General features: G+C 40.5%; 23 protein-coding genes. 4 read left to right on the top strand and 19 right to left on the bottom strand.

The window, feature by feature from the left end; all coding sequences use genetic code 11:
• Positions 1 to 266: 266 nt before the first annotated feature.
• From KTHG_RS19735 to KTHG_RS19685, 11 genes are all read right to left on the bottom strand, one after another.
• Positions 267 to 1,523, bottom strand: a complete 1,257-nt coding sequence (locus KTHG_RS19735) for a hypothetical protein (RefSeq protein WP_139996078.1) — start codon at positions 1,521 to 1,523, stop codon at positions 267 to 269.
• Between the two features lie 173 nt (positions 1,524 to 1,696).
• On the bottom strand, positions 1,697 to 1,897 hold the full coding sequence (locus KTHG_RS19730; protein WP_126989573.1) for a cold-shock protein: 201 nt from the start codon (positions 1,895 to 1,897) through the stop codon (positions 1,697 to 1,699).
• Positions 1,898 to 2,129: 232 nt separating this feature from the next.
• The gene (locus tag KTHG_RS19725) at positions 2,130 to 2,801 is read right to left on the bottom strand and encodes an ankyrin repeat domain-containing protein (RefSeq protein WP_126989574.1); all 672 of its coding nucleotides are present in this window, start codon (positions 2,799 to 2,801) and stop codon (positions 2,130 to 2,132) included.
• A 25-nt stretch (positions 2,802 to 2,826) separates the two neighbouring features.
• On the bottom strand, positions 2,827 to 3,444 hold the full coding sequence (locus KTHG_RS19720; RefSeq protein ID WP_139996076.1) for an NAD(P)-dependent oxidoreductase: 618 nt from the start codon (positions 3,442 to 3,444) through the stop codon (positions 2,827 to 2,829).
• A 128-nt stretch (positions 3,445 to 3,572) separates the two neighbouring features.
• Complete coding sequence (locus KTHG_RS19715) at positions 3,573 to 3,950, bottom strand: Na+/H+ antiporter subunit G (RefSeq protein ID WP_139996074.1); 378 nt, start codon at positions 3,948 to 3,950, stop codon at positions 3,573 to 3,575.
• Positions 3,928 to 4,212 (bottom strand): Na(+)/H(+) antiporter subunit F1, encoded by a 285-nt coding sequence (locus tag KTHG_RS19710; RefSeq protein ID WP_126989595.1) that lies wholly within the window; start codon positions 4,210 to 4,212, stop codon positions 3,928 to 3,930. Before KTHG_RS19710 ends, KTHG_RS19715 begins: the two co-directional genes overlap by 23 nt.
• Positions 4,205 to 4,699: a Na+/H+ antiporter subunit E gene (locus tag KTHG_RS19705; RefSeq protein ID WP_139996072.1), complete on the bottom strand. Its 495-nt coding sequence runs from the start codon at positions 4,697 to 4,699 to the stop codon at positions 4,205 to 4,207. The genes KTHG_RS19710 and KTHG_RS19705 overlap by 8 nt, the downstream gene beginning before the upstream one ends.
• Positions 4,700 to 4,713: 14 nt before the next feature.
• Entirely contained in the window at positions 4,714 to 6,192 is a 1,479-nt protein-coding gene (locus KTHG_RS19700) for a Na+/H+ antiporter subunit D (RefSeq protein ID WP_139996070.1), read from the bottom strand.
• Positions 6,185 to 6,529: a Na(+)/H(+) antiporter subunit C gene (locus KTHG_RS19695; protein ID WP_139996068.1), complete on the bottom strand. Its 345-nt coding sequence runs from the start codon at positions 6,527 to 6,529 to the stop codon at positions 6,185 to 6,187. Before KTHG_RS19695 ends, KTHG_RS19700 begins: the two co-directional genes overlap by 8 nt.
• Complete coding sequence (locus KTHG_RS19690; RefSeq protein WP_126989580.1) at positions 6,529 to 6,957, bottom strand: Na(+)/H(+) antiporter subunit B; 429 nt, start codon at positions 6,955 to 6,957, stop codon at positions 6,529 to 6,531. Before KTHG_RS19690 ends, KTHG_RS19695 begins: the two co-directional genes overlap by 1 nt.
• The gene (locus KTHG_RS19685) at positions 6,947 to 9,352 is read right to left on the bottom strand and encodes a Na+/H+ antiporter subunit A (RefSeq protein WP_139996066.1); all 2,406 of its coding nucleotides are present in this window, start codon (positions 9,350 to 9,352) and stop codon (positions 6,947 to 6,949) included. Before KTHG_RS19685 ends, KTHG_RS19690 begins: the two co-directional genes overlap by 11 nt.
• Positions 9,353 to 9,635: 283 nt before the next feature.
• Between KTHG_RS19685 and KTHG_RS19680 the strand changes: the two genes are divergently transcribed.
• Positions 9,636 to 10,316, top strand: coding sequence for an adenine nucleotide alpha hydrolase family protein (locus KTHG_RS19680; protein WP_126989582.1), 681 nt, complete (start codon positions 9,636 to 9,638; stop codon positions 10,314 to 10,316).
• Between the two features lie 147 nt (positions 10,317 to 10,463).
• Here KTHG_RS19680 and KTHG_RS19675 read toward each other — a convergent pair whose 3' ends face one another.
• Both KTHG_RS19675 and KTHG_RS19670 read right to left on the bottom strand, forming a co-directional pair.
• Entirely contained in the window at positions 10,464 to 11,660 is a 1,197-nt protein-coding gene (locus KTHG_RS19675) for an MFS transporter (RefSeq protein ID WP_139996064.1), read from the bottom strand.
• 101 nt (positions 11,661 to 11,761) lie between these two features.
• Positions 11,762 to 12,712 carry a carbohydrate kinase family protein gene (locus KTHG_RS19670; protein WP_126989584.1) on the bottom strand — a complete coding sequence of 317 codons (951 nt, stop codon included), beginning with the start codon at positions 12,710 to 12,712 and terminating at the stop codon, positions 11,762 to 11,764.
• A gap of 187 nt (positions 12,713 to 12,899) precedes the next feature.
• Here KTHG_RS19670 and KTHG_RS19665 point away from each other — a divergent pair, with 187 nt between their 5' ends.
• Positions 12,900 to 13,466, top strand: a complete 567-nt coding sequence (locus KTHG_RS19665) for a GNAT family N-acetyltransferase (RefSeq protein WP_139996062.1) — start codon at positions 12,900 to 12,902, stop codon at positions 13,464 to 13,466.
• Between the two features lie 34 nt (positions 13,467 to 13,500).
• On the opposite strand, the gene KTHG_RS19660 is transcribed toward KTHG_RS19665, so the two are convergent.
• The gene (locus tag KTHG_RS19660; protein ID WP_126989586.1) at positions 13,501 to 14,190 is read right to left on the bottom strand and encodes a Crp/Fnr family transcriptional regulator; all 690 of its coding nucleotides are present in this window, start codon (positions 14,188 to 14,190) and stop codon (positions 13,501 to 13,503) included.
• A gap of 93 nt (positions 14,191 to 14,283) precedes the next feature.
• On the opposite strand from KTHG_RS19660, the gene KTHG_RS19655 reads away from it, so the two are divergent.
• Complete coding sequence (locus KTHG_RS19655) at positions 14,284 to 15,198, top strand: EamA family transporter (protein WP_126989587.1); 915 nt, start codon at positions 14,284 to 14,286, stop codon at positions 15,196 to 15,198.
• A gap of 56 nt (positions 15,199 to 15,254) precedes the next feature.
• Positions 15,255 to 15,518, top strand: a complete 264-nt coding sequence (locus KTHG_RS19650; protein ID WP_139996060.1) for a hypothetical protein — start codon at positions 15,255 to 15,257, stop codon at positions 15,516 to 15,518.
• A 64-nt stretch (positions 15,519 to 15,582) separates the two neighbouring features.
• On the opposite strand, the gene KTHG_RS19645 is transcribed toward KTHG_RS19650, so the two are convergent.
• The 5 genes from KTHG_RS19645 to KTHG_RS19625 form a co-directional block, all read right to left on the bottom strand.
• A complete protein-coding gene (locus KTHG_RS19645) occupies positions 15,583 to 16,353 on the bottom strand; it encodes an ABC transporter ATP-binding protein (RefSeq protein WP_139996058.1) in 771 nt (256 codons plus the stop codon).
• On the bottom strand, positions 16,350 to 17,327 hold the full coding sequence (locus tag KTHG_RS19640) for a FecCD family ABC transporter permease (RefSeq protein ID WP_139996056.1): 978 nt from the start codon (positions 17,325 to 17,327) through the stop codon (positions 16,350 to 16,352). The genes KTHG_RS19645 and KTHG_RS19640 overlap by 4 nt, the downstream gene beginning before the upstream one ends.
• 9 nt (positions 17,328 to 17,336) lie before the next feature.
• On the bottom strand, positions 17,337 to 18,221 hold the full coding sequence (gene isdE / locus KTHG_RS19635; protein ID WP_139996054.1) for a heme ABC transporter substrate-binding protein IsdE: 885 nt from the start codon (positions 18,219 to 18,221) through the stop codon (positions 17,337 to 17,339).
• Between the two features lies 1 nt (position 18,222).
• Entirely contained in the window at positions 18,223 to 18,660 is a 438-nt protein-coding gene (locus KTHG_RS19630; RefSeq protein WP_139996052.1) for an NEAT domain-containing protein, read from the bottom strand.
• A gap of 210 nt (positions 18,661 to 18,870) precedes the next feature.
• Complete coding sequence (locus KTHG_RS19625; RefSeq protein ID WP_139996050.1) at positions 18,871 to 19,689, bottom strand: metallophosphoesterase; 819 nt, start codon at positions 19,687 to 19,689, stop codon at positions 18,871 to 18,873.
• Between the last annotated feature and the right edge of the window lie 75 nt (positions 19,690 to 19,764).

Genomic DNA, 19,764 nt, shown 5'->3' with positions numbered 1-19,764 from the left:
TTAGCCCCTGCTCATCATTATGGACACGCCCGACGGTTAATCGGTAAAAGGAAGAGCGAACGCCTATTTGACAAATCTAGACTATGGGAGATTCTAGCTGTCTAATTACGTTCCTTAATAGAAAGCATTAGGTGTAAGTGATATTCGCTTATCCAAGCGAAATGGATAAGCCAACAATGTGGTCGTTAACTATTTCGCATTTTCTATTAAGGATTACTTATTATTTACCCACTTCTTTTTATATAAAACACAATTCAGTTAATAATTTAATATTTTATCTCGAAAAACCAAAATTCTTCTGCTTTAATGATTTTTAAAAATTTATTCCAGTCAGCAATACGAAGCTGTAACGTAAAAGCATCTGCCTCTGGACTGATCATATCATCTTGCTGATTGAAGCGGTACCATTCATTTGAATCTTGATAGCGCTCTAGTGTACTACCAAGGCGAACCTTTTCATCAAAGATTTCAAACGCTTCATGTACGACATTGGTGAAAATCGGCTCGATAGCATGTGCAATAGCAAGCTTATGCAATTTATTCGTCCAAAGCGCCACAGCCTCGCGGTCAATTGGTCCATATAAACGCTTATCTGGCTCATACGGATTCATAGCTTCTTCGTGCTGACGCTTGTCTAAATCATTCACCTTATAGTTATAAAATGAGTTGTAAGCAATTTGGAATTTTTTACGTAGGCCTGGTGTGATTTGTGGATGCTCAATTAACACCTGTGTCTTCATCGCGAAAATCCCTAGTTCAATCCCTAACTGCTCCTCACTAACGGCTGTGGATTTTTGCATAATGAGCCATTTACGTGCAGACTGATAGAACGCTGCTACCGCAATCAGCTCCTGTTCACTATAAAGGCGCTCAGGAAGCTCTGTACCGTTCTTTAATGTTACAAGACGTAAAATATCGCCCATGAAATAAGAATCGCGTAATAGCCATTCCTCCGCTGTACCAACTACTTGTGCAAAATCCTCATGCAAGCGTACATATTCTGCATACTGATAAATTTTACGGCGGTATAATTCTTGGATTGATTCAAATAATAACGGGCCTTCATCTGGTAATTCATTCCGCGCAAGAAAGTCGCCAATGTCTTCAACAAATACACTCGCCATTCGCTCAAAGCTACGATTGAAAATTTCACGCAAATTGTTTAGCTCTACTTCACGCTCATCTTGTTCAAAATCACGATGAATCCGTGCATGATACGTTACATATTGTGATGCTAAATAATCAATATGCTCGACGATTGTACACATTCGTTTCGTTGAAATTCCATTTTTAGCGCTCAAGTTATATTCGACCATTTTCCATAAAATCTCACGTGGCAAACCCTTTTCGTAAATCTCAGCACGTGACATATTTTGTAGCATCACTTGCTTATCCGGCGAATAATAATGTGGCAGACGCTTCTCTGCCTGCTCAATATAAACTCGTTTCAGTTCAGATAAATCTGCTAAATCAACATCCCCCTCGATGTGATCTGTTCGTTTCCCATCATTTGAAATCGTCATACTTATCCCACACTCCCCTCGTATGTATACGCATACAGTTTTCAATAGTTAAATTATTCATATTAGCTCTATTATAAAAGATTCCATAGGTTTTTGAAATTATCCACTATAGGACTACATTTAGGTACAAAAAAAACGAAGCTGGGAAATCCCAACTCCGTTTTAATCAGCTACTAGATTTTTTCTACGTTAGCTGCTTGTGGTCCGCGGTTGCCTTCTTCGATTGTGAATTCAACTTTTTGACCTTCTTCTAAAGTTTTGAAACCTTCAGATTGGATTGCTGAGAAGTGTACGAATACATCTTCGCCGCCGTCTACTGCGATGAAGCCGAAGCCTTTTTCTGCGTTAAACCATTTAACTGTACCTTGTGTCATGTGTAATGACCTCCTAAAAAAAATTAATAATAGAGATCCTTCAATTGGTAAAAAAATACACTTACTAGAGAGTGAATCGCAAAACACGATCCCCTTCCAATAAGTGAATGTATTAATTACGATGAACCGATTTCTTTATTACAATCATTATATAACGATATAGGCCTAAATGTCGAACAAAAAATTTACAAAACATCGGAATTATCAGCCTTTTACATAGTAAATTTCGTTTTTACAGCAGATTTTGCTGATGCACAAGCAGAGAAGCAATATCAGTGTATCCACGCTTTTCTGCATGCTCAAGTGGTGTAACACCGTCTTTATCCGCAATATTGGCATTCGCCCCTGCATCAAGTAATAATTTTATAATTTGCTGGTAATTTCCGCTGCCATCTCCTAAAATAATAGCTTCAAGTAGCGCCGTCCAGCCGAGGTTATTAATATGGTCTACATCACTTGCTGTATGTTTTAAAATCCATTCAACTGCATCCACAGATCCTCGCTCACAGGCTGAAATTAATCCACTAGCACCGTAACGATTTGTAATATATGGATTCACTTTTCCATTCATCAGCTCTAAAAGCTCGGTATAGCCCTCTGCTGCCGCATATAAGTAGGGTGTATTTTTTAAATCATCTTGCTGATTCACATCGGCGCCTGCTTCAATTAAAAGCTGCACAAGCTCTATATGATGATTGTATGTAGCCATCATTAATGCAGAGCGGCCTCGGCGATTTGTCACATGTACATTTTGGCCATGTGTTATATATCGTTTTATTTCTTTAAGTTCTTGGTCTTGAATAGCTCGAAACCATGTAGGTTCCTGGCCATCTTTTTTCTTTTTATAGCCCAGCGCCACACCCACTGAGAGCGCGAGCATCGCTAATTTATTGCGATTTTTCATAAAAGCAAACACATCCTATAGTCGATTAATACGCAATGCCGACACGTTTTTTTGAAAATAAATGCTCGGTCATTACTTTGTACGTAAAGTCTGCGGTGTCATAAACGGATATGCGTTTTCCTTCCTCAGGCAGTAAGTCGGCTTCTACACGGTAGTTGCCAAGACGTTCGCCCATTGGCAAGGCTGTTGGGCAAACAAGTGTCCAATCAAGCGTCGTTTGCTGCAACATATAAAATGTTTTTGCGTGTTCCTCCGCCGCAAATTTTTTCGAGCGACGAGATTCCACAGAGTCATAGCGAAGTTTGCCTGGCTCTAAACGACTATCTAAAATACCCGCTGTGCCAATAGAGACGATTCGATTGATTTGAAGTTTCAAACAAACGGCAATCATATGTTTCATCGAATCCGTCAGCGTCGTCGTTTGATCTGTGCTAAGTGACGATAGGATAATATCGGCTTTTGCTGCCGTTTTTTCAATATCCTCATATACTTTCGCATCTCCAACAATAAGCGTTAAATTTGGATGTGTAGCTAATTTCGTCGCATCACGCACAAGTGCTGTTACATGATGCCCCTCTTCTAATGCCTTATGTAAAAAAACAGTTCCGACGCGCCCGGTTGCGCCAAATAAAGCGATGTGCACGACTTACTCCCCCTTTGTATGAATGATATTGGTATCTTTATTGTAATTTATTTTTTCGTAAAATAGTTAGAAAGTGCCCGCTTTGTAATCAAAAAGAAAAGGAAGCCCTATAAATTGGCTTCCACTTCTCATTGTTCTATTCTTTTCTTACCTTTTTCGTCAAATATTTGTTCATAGAGTGCATCATCACCTGATTGCTCGGATAGTGGTACGCCCGAACGATAGGCTGCTCGCGTAATTAAATGACCCGCTACTGGTGCTGTTAAGAACACAAAAACAATGCCTAATAGCAAACGAACACTGACGTAGTTTGTTGAGGCAATTAGATAAACGAACGCGCCTGTCAGTGCGAGTAATACCGCAAGCGTCGAGCTTTTCGTTGCCGCATGAGAACGTGTATAAACATCAGGCATTCGAATAATCCCAAACGCACTAATGACACTCATGATACTCGCGAATAAAATAAGTAACGCCGCAATTAACTCAACGATTTGATTTGCGTTCAATAATAACACCTCGCTCAATATATTTTGAGAATGCAATCGTCCCAATAAATGATAGAATACCAAGAATCAAAATAACTTCTAAATAAGCTGTCGTATTTTGAAGCAGCGAGATAATCGCAATCATTGACAACATATTAACACCAATCATATCAAGCGCCACAACACGGTCTGGTAGTGTTGGGCCCTTTATGACACGATACAAGCAAATGACTACTGTAATCGTAAAGAAAATGAGCGCAATGGTAAGGATTCCTTTAATCATCATAGCGGCGTGTCACCTCCTTAATGGCATCTTCAAACGACTGCATCGATTTTAAAATCGACAGGCGTGTATCGCCCATATCCGTTGCATGAATATAAAATACATTCCCAGCTGGTGATACTTCCATTACGACTGAGCCTGGCGTTAATGTAAGAAGTAATGCCAGTGCCGTCACTTCTGTTTCACTTTTTAAATCGGTTTTATACGTAAAAATTCCCGGTGTAATATCCATTTTCGGGCTTAAAATTTGCTTGAAAACGAGAATACTCGACATGATTAGTTCTCTTAAAAACAACAGAATTAATTTAATAATAGCTACGACACGACGCAAATAGAACGGTGTACCGAAGAAGCGATGCATTAAATAGAGCACGACGATGCCGATTAAAAATCCACTAAAAAACGTGGTTAAATGGATTTTATTTTCATCCTTTAATAGCATCCATAGTACCGCGATAAATAAATTTAATAAAAACTGCGATGACATATCTCGTACACCTCCTACTTCCCTAAAATCGCTTCTATATAAATCGATGGGTCTGCGAGTACGCGCGCAGCATCCGTCACATATGGTAATACCATTTCTGCGCTTGTTCCTAAATAAAGCGATACAGCGCCCAGGGCAACGATGGATAAAAGCATCGGCTTTGGTAGCTTGACCTTATCCTCGTCCGCAATCATCGTTTCACCGAAAATCGCATGTAGCATCACGCGCAGCAATGAATATAAGATAATGACACTTGCGCCAAATCCAATTGCAAGTGACACATAAGAACCTGAGGCAACAAGCCCTTCACCCATCATAACTTTCCCAACGAAGCCGCTAAACGGTGGCATCCCAGTCAACGACACCATGACCACTAAAAACATCCAGCCGAATAACGGATAATGACGAATCAGACCGCTCATATCGTCATAGCGCTCCTGCTTCGTTAAATAAATCATCGTGCCACAAATTAAGAACAGCATCGCCTTGCCGACCATATCATGCATCATATAATAAATAGCCCCTGCATAAGCCGCTTCATTATTTGCGCCAAGTGCTAGTAATACAAAGCCGACACCAATGATGACGTTAAACGCCGCAATTTGGCGAATATCTCGGTAAGCGAGTGCGCCAAGTGAACCCGCAATTAGCGTAATAATCGCCATAATGGTAATAAGTTGATGCGTGATTTCCGGTTGCGTCGTAAACATTAACGTAAATGTTCGAATAATCGCATACATCCCTACCTTCGTCAGCAGCGCCCCAAACATCGCCGCAATCGGCACAGGAGGCACGCTGTACGAACCAGGTAGCCAGAAGAACAGCAGTAAGCCACCCTTTAAAGCAAACACAATTAAGAAAAATAGTGCGATCGTCGTAATTAGTGGGTCTGGCCCGACCTCTTGGACACGCTGTGCAATATGTGCCATATTTAGCGTTCCGATTGTGCCGTATAAAAAGGCAATCGCTACAAGGAATAGCCATGACGCGATAATATTTGTGATAACGTATTTCAATGATTCGCGTAGCTGCTCTGTACGACCACCAAGTGCGATGAGCGCATAAGAGGCCAGTAGCATAACTTCAAAGCACACGAATAAGTTAAAAATATCGCCTGTTAAAAACGAGCCATTTACCCCTGCAAGCATCAGCAACATTAAGGGATACGCAAACATGCGCTCATAGCGTGCTGAGAACGAGCTAAAAGCATATACCATACAAAATAGCGTCACAATCGTTGCAATTAATACGAGTAATACCGCAAATGGATCCGCTACAAATAAAATGCCAAATGGTGGTTGCCAGCCGCCGAAATCAAGGCGTAAAATCCCATCTGTATGCACATGTTGTAACAGCACAATGCTCATGCCAATCATTACAAGAAGTGTCACCACAACGAGTACGCGCTGTACATAGCGGTAGTTACGTAAGAAAATGAGTAGCACTGCCATAAGAATTGGGAGCACAAGTGGCATCGCAATCAAGTTAGTCATGCTCATCACCTCGCAACTTCTCTAAATCGTCGGTACCATTTGTTTTATAGGCACGAAATGCGAGCACAAGCACAAAAGCCGTCACCGCAAAGCTAATGACAATCGCCGTTAAAATCAAGGCTTGTGGTAGCGCATCTGTATACGGGCCATCTGCGGTTTGATTACCAAGCAGTGGTGCCTCCCCTTTTTTCACTTCACCAATTGTTAAAATTAATAAATGCACCGCATGAGATAATACGGCAGTCCCTAAAATCACGCGAATGACATTGCGTGATAATACTAAATAAGTGGCGACAGAGACGAGTACGCCAATTAATAAAATCATTAACGTTTCCATTAGTCTCCGTCCCCCTCTGCAATACTTACGATGATTGTCATAACGACACCAACAACCGTTAGCGCTACGCCAAGCTCAAATAGCATCACCGTACCAAGTTCCTTTTCACCAAGCAGTGGAATATGGAATTTCTTTGCTGCTTGCGTTAAAAAATCGACGCCGAATAATACTGAGCCAAAGCCTGTACCGACTGCTAAGAAGACGCCTAGCGCGGCCACTTTTTTAAAGTCGACAGGAATGCCTTTTTTCACTTTTTCAATGTCGAATGTGACATATAATAATACGAAAGCTGACGCGATGACTAAGCCACCGATAAAGCCGCCCCCTGGTGAATAATGCCCTGCGAAAAATAAATAAATCGCTAGCGTTAAAATAATAAATACGACAAAGCGTACGACCGTCCTTAAAATAACATCATTAATTCTCATGGCGGTCGTCCCCCTTCTTCGTTCTAAATTTAATCATCGTATAGACGCCAATTCCCGCGATGCATAGGACAACAACTTCAAGCATTGTATCAAATGCACGGAAATCGCCTAAAATCGTATTAACGATATTTTTACCACCCGCAAGCTCATAGGCATTTTCAAAGAATGACGAGATGGTTTTAAATTCATTGAAGTATAAAACAGATAACGATACCGCAACAACAAGCAAGCCAACTAAAATCGAAATTGTCGCATTCGTCATTTTTTGGCGATGCGATGTTTTCTCCGGCTTCCATGTTGGTAAATACGTGAAGCATAGTAGGAACAGTACCGTTGTTACCGACTCTACAATAAGCTGTGTCAGCGCTAAATCTGGTGCGCGGAAAATAACGAAGAAGATCGAAATTCCAAAGCCGACAACACCATTTAAAACTGTCGCTGTGACACGCGATTTGGCAAACAACATCGCTACTGCCGCCACTGCCATTACAAGTACAAGTAATACCTCATACACATGAATCTCCGCATTATTTTCCATGCTAAATCGGAAAGTATCACTAAAGGCAAAGTAGCTGCCAACGACTAAAATTAAAAAGCCATACATATACAATGAATAATGACGCAGCGACCCCGTCATATATAATTTCGTAATAAAGGATGACACATTTTCACCCTCAGCCAATACACGATTAAATGCATTGTTTAATGTGAATTGTGCCGGAATCGTATTGTAGATATTGCGCCATTTTGATAATGTCGCATACAATACAAAACCAAAAACAACGACACCAATCGTCATCCATAGCTCTGTATTAAAGCCATGCCATGCATAGACATGCGGCGTCATATCCGTCATTGATGCAAGCCCTGGATAAACGCTCAGCATTGCTGGTGCCAAAATGTATTTTGCGAGCACATTTGGAAAGAAGAAAATCGCAATGACGAAAAATACGAGTACGAATGGCGAAATCAGCATGCCGATTGGCGCCTCGTGAATATGACGATCCTGTGGTAGTTTTTCCGTCGTACCAAAGAATGTTTTAAAAATAATAATCATGCAATAAATAAACGTAAAGACACTCGCTACCCAGGCAATGACTGGTACAAGCGCTGTTGCACTTGAAAGCGTAAAGATATCAAATTCAGCAACCTTTAGTGCCGATGTTAAAAACATTTCCTTACTCAAAAAGCCGTTAAAAGGTGGTAATCCCGCCATCGACATACTGCCAATCACAGCGATTGTAAATGTCGCTGGCATAATCGTCAGCAGGCCACCAAGTCGGCGAATATCACGCGTTCCCGCTTCATGGTCAATAATGCCGACCATCATAAATAGCGCCCCTTTAAAGGTCGAGTGATTCATTAAATGGAATAGCGCAGCAAACGCTGCCTGCGTATAAATAATCGTAGAGGCATCAATATCTACATGAAACGCTAGAGAACCCATACCAAAAAGACTCATGATTAAGCCAAGCTGACTGACCGTTGAAAATGCAAGTAGCGCCTTCAAATCGGTCTGCTTCACCGCATTAAATGAACCCCAAAACAGCGTAATCAGTCCGACAATCGTTACCGTCCAAAACCACGTCAAATCGTAGGCGAATACCGGCGTCAAACGAGCGACGACATAAATCCCCGCCTTTACCATTGTTGCGGAATGAAGATACGCACTCACTGGCGTTGGTGCCTCCATCGCATCCGGTAACCAGATATGGAACGGGAACTGCGCTGATTTTGTAAACGCACCAAGTAATACACAAATCATTGCTGGAATGAAAAGGGATTCATTCGTAAGCGCTGGCATCTCAGCAATGATTTCACGAATGCTGAAGCTGTCCGTCATCGCGTGCAGCATAATAAAGCCTGCTAGCATCGCGATACCACCCGATACGGTAATAAGCATTGATTTTCGTGCGCCTGCCTTCGAAGCACGTCGATGATGCCAAAAAGCGATTAATAGGAATGACGACACACTCGTTAATTCCCAAAATGCATAAAGCACCATCAAATTGTCTGAGAACACGACGCCGAGCATCGCACCCATGAATAATAGTAAGTAGCAATAAAAGTTATGAAGTGCCTCTTTTGTGGATAAATAAAAGATAGAGTATAACACGACGAGTGCCCCTACCCCCGAAATTAACAATCCAAAAATCATACTTAGACCATCTAAGTAGGTTGTAAAATTAATGCCGAGCGATGGCATCCACTCATATGTATACGTTCGTGTTTCACCTGAGGAAATCAGTGGAATAAACCGAGCAAGTAGAATAAATACAGTCACTGGCACGAGCAATATGAGCCAGCCGATTTTTATTTTTGTGAAAAGTTTATAAATAAATGGAATAAGCGCAGCCATTAGTAATGGTAAAATAATCGCTAAATGAATCGTCACAAATCTTTTGTCCCCCTTTTGTAATTTACTTGACGTTACTGTGGTAACCCATCATAATAGAAAGCCATATAGAGAAAAAAGAACACCCTATTATTTTTCTTGCCTGAAACACCACATTAAAACACATAATAATAAGTACTATTTTGCACTTAAAAAATCTATTTTGTGTTATTTTTATACTAAAATTATACACAATCCTCTCGTGCTTTTCATTCAATGAGGGTTGCTTTTGCATGAAATTATATTGAAAATACAAAAAATCGTTGAAAAGGTGGGAATTTCTGTGAAATATCTACGCGGACGTATGGATGAAAGCATTTTAGTATGTGTATACTACGGTCCAAACGGAGAACGCTTAATTCGCAGAGGGCATGAAATCGCGCAAATGCTCGATTGCCCTTTATATGTACTAACAATCGATCGTCTACCATTAGATGAAATCGACTCAACAAAACGTGATAGTATCGAGCATTGGCAAAAACTTTGTGACGAGCTTGAGGTTGAGGAATTTATTATTAAAGATGATGAGGACCGCCCGATTCAGCGTGTCGTTGCAGAAGTTTGCCATGACCTAAATATTACGCAGGCTATCATTGGTCAAACGGCACAAAGTCGCTGGGAGGAAATCACGAAAGGCTCATTCGTCAATTTATTATTGCGTGCGTTGCCATTCGTTGATTTACACGTCGTGTCCGTTGAACGAGAGGTTGTCAATTCAAATGATGCGATGTTTGAAAAGGGTGCACGCGCTTATTTAGTAAATGAAGACGACCGCTACAAAGTTACATTCGTATGTAAGAAAAACGTCATTTGTGAGGGCATTTTCTTTAAAGAAATCGGGACGGATTTTGAAAATGGTATCTTCAAATTTATGTACAAAGGTGCGCTGCATGAGGTACCAATTGATGAAGGCGCTGTCGACGAGCTAGACGCGAAAAAATTACCAGAATTTGAATCAGCATAAGTAAGAAGAGATTGGAACAGACGTGTAAAAACAACCGCTCCGATGAGCATAAAAAAACCGGAATTGCGCTGTGGCGCGGTTCCGGTTTTTCGTTGCGAACGCGAAAAAAGAAAAAGGACGTATGTTGTCCTAACCGCTTCTTTTTCGTTATACTTTGCGGTCGTTTGGCATCCAAAAGCCAACAATCCCGAGTAGGGGCAGGAAACTGACAATTTGCATCGTCGCCATAATGCCAATATGGTCCATCAACATACCAATGACGACAGAGCCGAGTGCACCCATCCCAAACGATAAGCCAACCGTTAAACCAGACATCATACCGATTTTATCTGGCATCAGCTCCTGTGCGTAAACAACCGTTACAGAAAAGCTAAGCATAATGCTAAAGCCGATAATAAAGGCAAGGATCCATGCGCCCCAAAGTGGCACATATGGCAACATAATCGCAAATGGCATCGGAATAATCATCGACGCCATAATAACGGTCTTACTGCCAATGCGGTCTGCAAGTGGTCCGCCGAAGAACGTGCCGAGTGCGCCAAAGAATAAAAAGACAAATACGACAATTTGCGCTGATTTCACATGTAAATCGTAGTGATTCATCAAGTGGAAAACATAGAAGTTTGTGATGTTCGCCACGTAAAAGGACCGTATAAATAATAAAAATAATAATAGGCCAAGTGCAACATATACTTGCTTCTTCGACAATGCCGTAAATTTAGAAATGAGCGTACGCTTTTTATTTGAACGTTTTTCCTCTTCTAATACACCACGGTACCAAAGGGCAATGCGCGATAACACAAAAATCCCAACGGCTGATACGATTAAAAACCATGCCGCACCGATTTGACCAAATGGTACAAGTACGAATGCGCTAATTAATGGTGCGAGTGACTGACCAATATTGCCACCTACTTGGTAAATCGACTGCGCGAGTCCACGCTTTGAGCCCGCCGCCATAAACGACACCTTTGAGCCCTCTGGATGAAAAATCGCAGAGCCAAACCCTAAGAAAATCATCGACACAATAATCCATGTATAGCTTGGTGCAAGCGCAAGTCCGAGTATGCCGACAGACGACGAAATCATCGCTAGCGGTAACCAAAATGGCTTCGGCTGCTTGTCACTGTAGTACCCAAATACCGGCTGCAGTACCGATGCAATCATTTGCAGTGTAAATGTAATAAAGCCAAGCTGTGTGAACGTTAAGCCGAGCTCCTTTTCAAGCACCGGAAACATCGCTGGCACAACGGCTTGTAATGTATCATTAAATAAATGGCAAAATCCAATCGCTAAAATAATTGGATAAATTGGATTTCCGGTCACCCCTGTTGTCTTATTCATGAAATCTCCCCCTCCTCAGTATACAGAAAAATCTGTCAATTGTTGTTCGTTTTTTACCACAAAAAAAGAGCAGCTCATTTTTGAGCTACTCCTCTATAAAATTACGCTTTAATTAATTGTTGAATATCTTTTAAATGTGGCATCGCTGTAATTGCGCCAGATTTAGTTGCGGCCATTGCACCTAATTGATTCGCAAAATAAACGTAATCAAAAGCTTGGTCTAATGTTGTTGGCATGCCTTCTAAATGGATTTGACGTAAAATCCCCGACATAAAGGCATCCCCAGCACCAGTTGTATCCACACAAACGATTTTAATTGATGGGACGTGACGTGTTTCACCGTTCATCACTAAGTAAGTGCCATTTGCGCCGACTGTAACCATCACAAGGCTAATATTATAGGCTGCTAGTTTTTTAATACCTTCTTCAATTGTTTCTGCTTCCATTAAGAACAGTAGCTCTTCATCAGCTAGCTTTAACACATCTGCTTTTGATAAGAACTCAGCAATTGTATCATGGCATTGTTTCGGGCTTTCCCAACGAAGTGGGCGAATATTCGCATCCATTGCGATAATCGCATCATGCTTCACAGCTAAATCAACCGCTTTTTTCGTCGTTTCAAGTGCTACCGGGTGAAACATCGTATTGGAACAGAAGCTAAAGACAGAAGCTTTTTCAAACGCTTCTTCCACTAAAGAATCCGCTTCTACTTGTAAATCAGGTGTTTCATCAATATAGTTTGTAAACATGCGTTCATTGCCTTCTAATAAATGAACATCCACACTTGTTACGCGTTTCTCTGGAACGATTTTTGCATAATCTAAACGAACACCTTCCGACGTAATCTCATTGCGTACGAAATCAGATACCTCGTCATCACCTGTAACTGTAATTAATGCGGCCGGTGCGCCAATACGTGCTACGCCGGCTGCCACATTAACCGTTGTTCCCCCTAAAAACTTCGTAAATGTTGTATTTGTTCGGTCGTTTGAAATAAAATCAACAAATGCGTCCCCATATAATAAAACGAATTCTTTTTTGGACTGTGTCATTGCTCTGCTCCTTCAAATTAATATGTCTCCTTATCGTACCATAGAAGTCAGACGACAGGAAAGCTACATGAAAAAGAATTACATCAATTTTTTCGAAAATGTGAAAATTCTACTGTATGCTCTATGTCTATTGAACGCTTTTTTATGTTCTGTCTGCTATACTGCTTTGTAGAGGAGATGATTTTTCATGGTAGTAACCATTCGACCAGCGAAGCCGGAAGATGGCGTACTTGCTGCACCGTTAATTGTGGACGCAATTGATGAAATCGCAAACCACTTAACAGGTGAAGAGGATTCTGAGAAAGTTTTAGAAATGTTAAATGTTTTATTTAAAGGTACAAAAAATCGCCACTCATATTTAAACACATATGTAGCAGAGCTTGATGGTGAATTAGCAGGCATCATGGTCGTTTACGGCGGTGATAAAGCCGAAACACTCGATCACAACTTAGAAAAATGGCTAGCAGATAAAGGTGCACCGGTTCCAAAAATCGAAATCGAAGCGCGCCCTGATGAATTTTATATTGATACGATCTGTTCTTCACGCGCACATCGCGGACAAGGTATTGGAACAGCGCTGCTAAACTATGCCGATGTTGTAGCGAAGGAAAAAGGCTATCAGAAAGTATCGCTAAGCGTTGAAAAACAAAAGGTCCGTGCACGTCAGTTATACGAACGTGTCGGCTTTAAATTTTCTGAGCCATGGATGATTATTGGCGAAGAATTTGACCATTTAGTAAAAGAATTGCATTAAAAAAAGAGGCTCGCAATCATGCGATGCCTCTTTTTTATTCATAGCGCGCGCCCTGGGATAAATCCTCTAGCGCCTCTTTATTTAAAATATGAATCGAACGTCGTTTCTTTTCAATAATCTTTTGTTCGACGAGTTGCTTAATAACACGATTTAAATGGCGATGTGTTGTACCAAGTAAGTCTGCAATCTCACTAATACTCGCATACTGCATTTCATAAGCGAAATGCTCACTATCTGTGACCGATAGTAAATAACTCGCGAAACGTTGGTCAACGGATGATAATAAATTGACACGTGATGCGGTTGTATTCGTCTGTAATTTATACGTCACTTGCTGTAAAAGTGATTTTAAAAATGCCGCGTTATTCATTTCAAAACGACGTAAATATTCAAAAGACACCGCAATACATAAACAGTCGGTCACCGCTGTAATTTGAGATTGCACCGGTACATGACGAATAAATTCAATATCCCCGATAACCGCAAATGGATGATTGAAACGTAGTAATAGCGACTTACCGTTCCCTACACTTGCCGTCACTTTTATCGTTCCTTCCACTAAATAGAGCAGTGCCGTCATATCTACACCCTCATCAAGCATGATCTCGCCCGCTTCAAATGACTGTAAAATGAATGGGTGCTTTTCTAGCTGAGGAAAAATGGTGTCAAAATGATACGCCATTAGTTTTTCATGCAATAACTGGTCATTCTTTACAATTTTCATTAGAAGCTCCCCTTTTTTGGACATATGTCCTTTTTCATTATAAAAAGAATTGTTATGATGAGGAAAGTGAATTTACTTGAGGAGAAAAAAATTATGAATAATAAATTACTTTATCCGCTGTTAATCATTGTCGGCTCAAGCTGTTACGGGATTTTATCAACGATGATTAAAGTAGCCATGCAACATGGCTTTACTACTTCTGAAGCGGTCACAGCACAATATGCAATCGGCTTTTTATTAGCAGCCGTATTATTTATTTTGACACAACGCAAAATGCCTCGTATGTCAGGCAAAGGATTTTTGATTATCATGTTTGCGGGTTTATTCACCGGAACGACTGGTATTGTTTACGGGCAATCTGTCCATTATTTACCCGCTTCATTAGCGGTAGTAATGCTTTTCCAATTTACATGGATTGGTGTATTACTAGATTGTCTTATCCATCGTCGCCTACCAAAGCGCATGGAAGTCATTTCAATCATCATTTTAATTGTCGGTACCATTTTAGCTGCCGGCGTACTTGATGCTGATTTAACAGGTCTTGATTGGCGCGGTTGGGTATTTGGTTTTGCTGCTGCCTTTAGCTTTGCTTGCTTTATGCAGTTCAACTCAAAACCAGTCGAAGGTGTGACACCGATTAGCCGCATGCTGATTATGTCACTATTCGCTTTAATTATCGTATCCCTTTTCCAATCACCAGAAGTAATGGTCAACGGAAAATTATTTACAACAGATCTTTTATACTTTGGTCTAGCACTTGGCTTCTTCGGGATTATTTTACCGATTATTTTATTCTCGATTGCCGTACCAAAAGTTGGTGGCGCAACAGCGTCTATTCTGAGTGCGACAGAACTACCGGTAGCTATCATTGCATCAGTTATCGTGCTAGGCGAAGTATTAACGCCCCTACAAGTTTTCGGCATCATCCTTGTGTTAGGTGGTATGATTTTACCGACCTACCTAGAGCAACGAAAATTACAGCTACACACAAAAGGGACTGCACATTAGTGCGGTTCCTTTTTTTCATGTGTGGGTAAAGGATACTATAGGGAGGCGAAATATAAATGACAATCACTTTTTTAATGCTCGCTGTTGGCATCGTCATGGGCGTCACTGAATACTGGGTAATTGGCAATTTTTTACAACAAGGTATGCCAAAACAAACGGCGATGATGATTGCTTTTTCCTTTTTATCAGCTGGCATTATTTTTATCGTAATTGGTTCACTCGACCTCGGTCTAGCGTTCATTTTGTATCTTGGTATTCCAGTAGTCATCTGCGCCGTACTGTCACTTATTCGCGTAGCAAGAATTGTCCCAAAGAGCTAAGAGGAGTTTTTTTCTCTTAGCTTTTTTTGCATTAAAAAAGGAACTGCGCTTGACGCAATTCCTTTTAACGAGATACTGGCATCATCACTGTACCAAGCTCTTCGTCTTGATAAACACGTGATGTCACACCATATACATCATACACACGTTCCACCGTTACGACTTCTTCTGGTGCTCCCTCTGCGATAATATGACCATCCTTCATCATTAAAATATGATCGCTATAACGCAGTGCCTGATTCATATCATGCAGCACCATCACAATTGTCAGCTCATGCTCGAGATTTAATTGCTTCACTAAATCAAGCAGCTCCAGCTGATAATAAATATCCAAATACGTTGTTGGTTCATCCAAGCATAAAATCGATGTGCACTGTGCTAGTGCCATCGCTATCCACACACGCTGACGTTCACCGCCAGAGAGTGCTGTGAGCGAACGGTCTCGTTTATCTAATAAGTTTGTAGCTGATAGCGCCCAGTCAATCGCCTCGTCGTCTTCAACCGTCTGACGCTTCAAAAAACGCTGATGCGGCACGCGACCAAATGCGACAAGCTTCTCAACCGTTAGCTCCTCTGGTGTTGTATTATGCTGATAAACGATTGCTAGCTTTCTAGCAAATTCTTTTGGCTTAAATGCTAAAATATCTTTCTGCTCAAGCGTCACAAGCCCGCTGCTCACCTTATGATTACGTGAGATAACGTTTAAGAGCGTTGATTTCCCGCTCCCATTTGGTCCAATAATCGTTGTGATTTTCCCTTTTGGAATAGCCGTCGACACATCTTCTAAATGATTACGGCTTCCGTCATATGACAATGTTACATGTTCAATGTTCATTTCGCTCGGTCACCTCTTCGCAGTAAGAAAATTAAGAATGGTCCACCGATAATGGCCATCAATGTAGATGCCGGAATTTCTTGTGGCGCTACAAGTGTACGCCCTAAAGTATCCGCGATTAAAATCAGTAATGCACCCGCTAGCATTGAAAATGGAATGACATATTTATAATCATTGCCGACAAGTCGACGTGCAATATGTGGAATCAATAGACCAACAAATGAAATAACACCAGCTACCGCTGTAGCGATTGCTGATAATAGCACCGCTACTGCCGCAATGACAATACGTGCCGTCATCAACGGAAAGCCTAGACTGCGTACGGTTTTATCATCTAATGTTAGTAGGTTACACCATTTCACTAATAGCACCGCAAGCACTAAACCAACCGTGCCATACAGCACCATGATTTCTACCTCTGTCCACGTTTTCATCGTCATATTCGATGTAAACGAACCATCAATTGTGACGTTCATATAGCCACAAATCATAATAAATGCCTCGCGTAGACCTGTGAATACCGCACTGATGGCGATACCAACTAAGATCAAGCGCATCGGCTCTAACCCCGACTTCCACGATAGTACAAAGACAAGGAAGCATGCAAGCGCACCGCCGATAAATGCAAAGAGTGGTGTGAAGAAAAATAATGTCGGTAAAAATGTAATGATGAACATCGACATAAAGCCCGCACCTGCTGAAATACCGATGACACCCGCATCTGCAAGTGGATTACGCATCACCGCTTGTAGCAATGCACCCGCTACCGATAATGCTGCACCCGCAAAAATAGCGATAATAATTCGAGGGAAGCGTAAATCTTTAATGACTGCAAAATCCGCATTTTGTTCACCGAATAATGCCCGAATAAATTCATCTAGCCCCATGCTGACACTACCTGTTGTCGCCGAGAAGAAAATCGCCACCAACAGTAAAATCGTAACTACTGCAAAACTTATGATTCTTTTTGTCATCTTAATCCCCTATTGTTCTTCGTAAAAAATTCGATACAATTCTTCTAGCGCATCATCCACTTGTAGATTTGCTGTCGTTTGGAATAACGGTTCCTCTAAGTCATAGACACGACCATTTTTCACCGCATCAAAATGCTTCCACACTGTATTTGTTTTAAATTCTTTATCAAACATTTTCATTACTTCATCTGGCATACCATGTGCCATACGTAAAATAATATCTGGCTTACTTTGCTGTAAGTATTCTGTATTCGAGGCTAAGTACTCCTCTGATGGTCCCTGAATCGCATTTTCGCCTCCAGCACCTTCAATTAAACTTCCGATGTAAGAATTATCTGTCGCAACTAAATAGCTCCCTGGTACACCTAAAACAGCCAATACTTTCGGTTTCTTTTTATCAGCTGTTTTTGTTTTTAATTCCTCGAGCTTTTTATCAAATGATTTTGCTAATTTTTCGGCTTGCGCCTCCCGATTGAACTCTTTCCCTAATGCTAAAATCGAATCCTGCATTTGCTTCACACCTTGTAAATCGATAAACTCACCATTTACATTAATGTTCTTCACAGCAGGCTTTAAATCATATTCTAATGTCGTTACAGAAATGAAAACATCTGGATTAAGTGATTTTACAACTTCCATATCCGGATTCATCGCATTCCCAATCTCCGTTGCCTTCGTATAGCGCTCAGCCATTTTAACCGTTGACGTTGGAACACCTACAACCGAATCAATTTCAAGCTTATCCAAAATATCTGCTACAACCATCGTGCCCGCAACAACTGTTTTCGTTTCAGACGTTGTTTCTGCTGCAGCCTTTTCCTCTGTCTGTTTATTACCACAAGCAGCAAGTACGAAGAGACAGCTTATTACAAAGAGTAACCAGCTTTTTTTCACGTTACTTCACCTTTTTCGCAGTACCAAATTTCAATTTCATTGTGTAGGAGTGGTAATAATTTTGTGATGGAATCTCAACACGCGTTTTTACTTTTGTCATTTTCTTAGCACTTAAGCTTTTCACTTTAAATTGAACAACACGTGTATTTTTCTTTTTATTACGACTTACAACTTTATTGCCACCTGTTGTCGCAGAGAATTTTTTGATCCAGTTACTTTTCTTAATTGTAATACGAGCCGTCATTTTCCCATTTTTCACCGTTACGATAGCCGGCTTCACAAAATAGTCGTTACCATATGATGCAGAAGTTCCTTGTGCATTCATTACCGTATAATTTACTTTGTATTTCCCGTCTTTTAGTTTCGCTTGACCTTCTTGTACCGGTATTAATGACAACGCAAGAATAAACGCAAATGCAATCGCTAACCATTTTTTCATTTCGTAAACCCTTCAAATATAATTGATTATCATTCTCATTTAAATTTTAAACGATAATTACGGAACGTCAATGAAATACGCGTTTTTTAGGCAAAAATCCATGTATATGCACCATTTCTAGCTAAAAATCCATGTTTTTTCTATTTCAGAATAACAAACGCTGTCAAGTATTTTTCTTGCTGAAAACATAAAAAAAGTGACCATAATTGATCACTTTTCCGAATGTAGCGTGGCTACGACTATTTCAGGTGGATTAAAAAGACGAATATTGACGCGACTATTTCCAAGACCTCGACTAATGACTTGCGTCAATTGGTCCTGTCGCTCAATTCCTTCAATATGTGTTGGGAACAAATTCATTTGATGATCCACAAGACCACCAATACCAGGAATTCTTATTTGACCACCATGTGCATGACCATTAAATGTTAAATCAATACCCGCATTCACATAATCCTGATAATATTCAGGGCGATGCGCTAATAATAACCGAAATGTTTCTGTATCAGTGCCTACTAAAGCTTCATTCAGCATTTGCGCTGTCTCTTTGCCGTTTAGTGGGTCATCAATACCGATAATATCAATCGCAGCACCATTTCGATAATACGATAATGTTTGATTTTCTAATACATGTACGCCAATATCTTTTAATAATTTTGTGATTTGTGGTACATCATTTAAAGATACTTCATGATTGCCATTCACATAATAAACAGGGGCAATTTTTACAAAGCCTTCAACAGCCTCTAAACTCTGGTCTAAGTCATAATGGTAGCGATCAACTAAATCTCCCGTAATCACAATCATATCTGGCTTTTCATTTTTCACTTTTTCAATAAGTTTACTCTGCTCATGCCCAAATTCTGCATGATGCAAATCCGAAATTTGCACAATCTTTAAACCATCCATTTCTTTTGGAAGCTTTTTTAACGTAATTGCGTATTTCGTTAGATGAAGCCATTGCTGATTAGCATATAAAAAACAACCCAATAAGCCTAGCGTTGCTATAATCGCTATCCATTTTTTCATCCTAATCATCCTTCACATATCCACTGTATCGTAAAAGAGTCATTGTTGGCAAATTTCCACAGTATTTTAGACAAT

Origin of the sequence: Kurthia sp. Dielmo, from assembly GCF_000307285.2 — a bacterium.
Taxonomy (GTDB): Bacteria; Bacillota; Bacilli; order Bacillales_A; family Planococcaceae; genus Kurthia; species Kurthia populi.
Note: the sequence above shows the minus strand (reverse complement) of the source record. Positions and strands in the feature narration are given on the sequence as shown.

What these genes read in the sequence shown, in the direction of transcription:
- KTHG_RS19735 (WP_139996078.1), bottom strand. Translation starts at nt 1,523, where the DNA reads ATGACGATTTCAAATGATGGGAAACGAACAGATCACATCGAGGGGGAT.
- KTHG_RS19730 (WP_126989573.1), bottom strand. Translation starts at nt 1,897, where the DNA reads ATGACACAAGGTACAGTTAAATGGTTTAACGCAGAAAAAGGCTTCGGC.
- KTHG_RS19725 (WP_126989574.1), bottom strand. Translation starts at nt 2,801, where the DNA reads ATGAAAAATCGCAATAAATTAGCGATGCTCGCGCTCTCAGTGGGTGTG.
- KTHG_RS19710 (WP_126989595.1), bottom strand. Translation starts at nt 4,212, where the DNA reads ATGATTAAAGGAATCCTTACCATTGCGCTCATTTTCTTTACGATTACA.
- KTHG_RS19705 (WP_139996072.1), bottom strand. Translation starts at nt 4,699, where the DNA reads ATGTCATCGCAGTTTTTATTAAATTTATTTATCGCGGTACTATGGATG.
- KTHG_RS19700 (WP_139996070.1), bottom strand. Translation starts at nt 6,192, where the DNA reads ATGACTAACTTGATTGCGATGCCACTTGTGCTCCCAATTCTTATGGCA.
- KTHG_RS19695 (WP_139996068.1), bottom strand. Translation starts at nt 6,529, where the DNA reads ATGGAAACGTTAATGATTTTATTAATTGGCGTACTCGTCTCTGTCGCC.
- KTHG_RS19690 (WP_126989580.1), bottom strand. Translation starts at nt 6,957, where the DNA reads ATGAGAATTAATGATGTTATTTTAAGGACGGTCGTACGCTTTGTCGTA.
- KTHG_RS19675 (WP_139996064.1), bottom strand. Translation starts at nt 11,660, where the DNA reads ATGAATAAGACAACAGGGGTGACCGGAAATCCAATTTATCCAATTATT.
- KTHG_RS19670 (WP_126989584.1), bottom strand. Translation starts at nt 12,712, where the DNA reads ATGACACAGTCCAAAAAAGAATTCGTTTTATTATATGGGGACGCATTT.
- KTHG_RS19665 (WP_139996062.1), top strand. Translation starts at nt 12,900, where the DNA reads ATGGTAGTAACCATTCGACCAGCGAAGCCGGAAGATGGCGTACTTGCT.
- KTHG_RS19660 (WP_126989586.1), bottom strand. Translation starts at nt 14,190, where the DNA reads ATGAAAATTGTAAAGAATGACCAGTTATTGCATGAAAAACTAATGGCG.
- KTHG_RS19655 (WP_126989587.1), top strand. Translation starts at nt 14,284, where the DNA reads ATGAATAATAAATTACTTTATCCGCTGTTAATCATTGTCGGCTCAAGC.
- KTHG_RS19650 (WP_139996060.1), top strand. Translation starts at nt 15,255, where the DNA reads ATGACAATCACTTTTTTAATGCTCGCTGTTGGCATCGTCATGGGCGTC.
- KTHG_RS19645 (WP_139996058.1), bottom strand. Translation starts at nt 16,353, where the DNA reads ATGAACATTGAACATGTAACATTGTCATATGACGGAAGCCGTAATCAT.
- KTHG_RS19640 (WP_139996056.1), bottom strand. Translation starts at nt 17,327, where the DNA reads ATGACAAAAAGAATCATAAGTTTTGCAGTAGTTACGATTTTACTGTTG.
- KTHG_RS19630 (WP_139996052.1), bottom strand. Translation starts at nt 18,660, where the DNA reads ATGAAAAAATGGTTAGCGATTGCATTTGCGTTTATTCTTGCGTTGTCA.
- KTHG_RS19625 (WP_139996050.1), bottom strand. Translation starts at nt 19,689, where the DNA reads ATGAAAAAATGGATAGCGATTATAGCAACGCTAGGCTTATTGGGTTGT.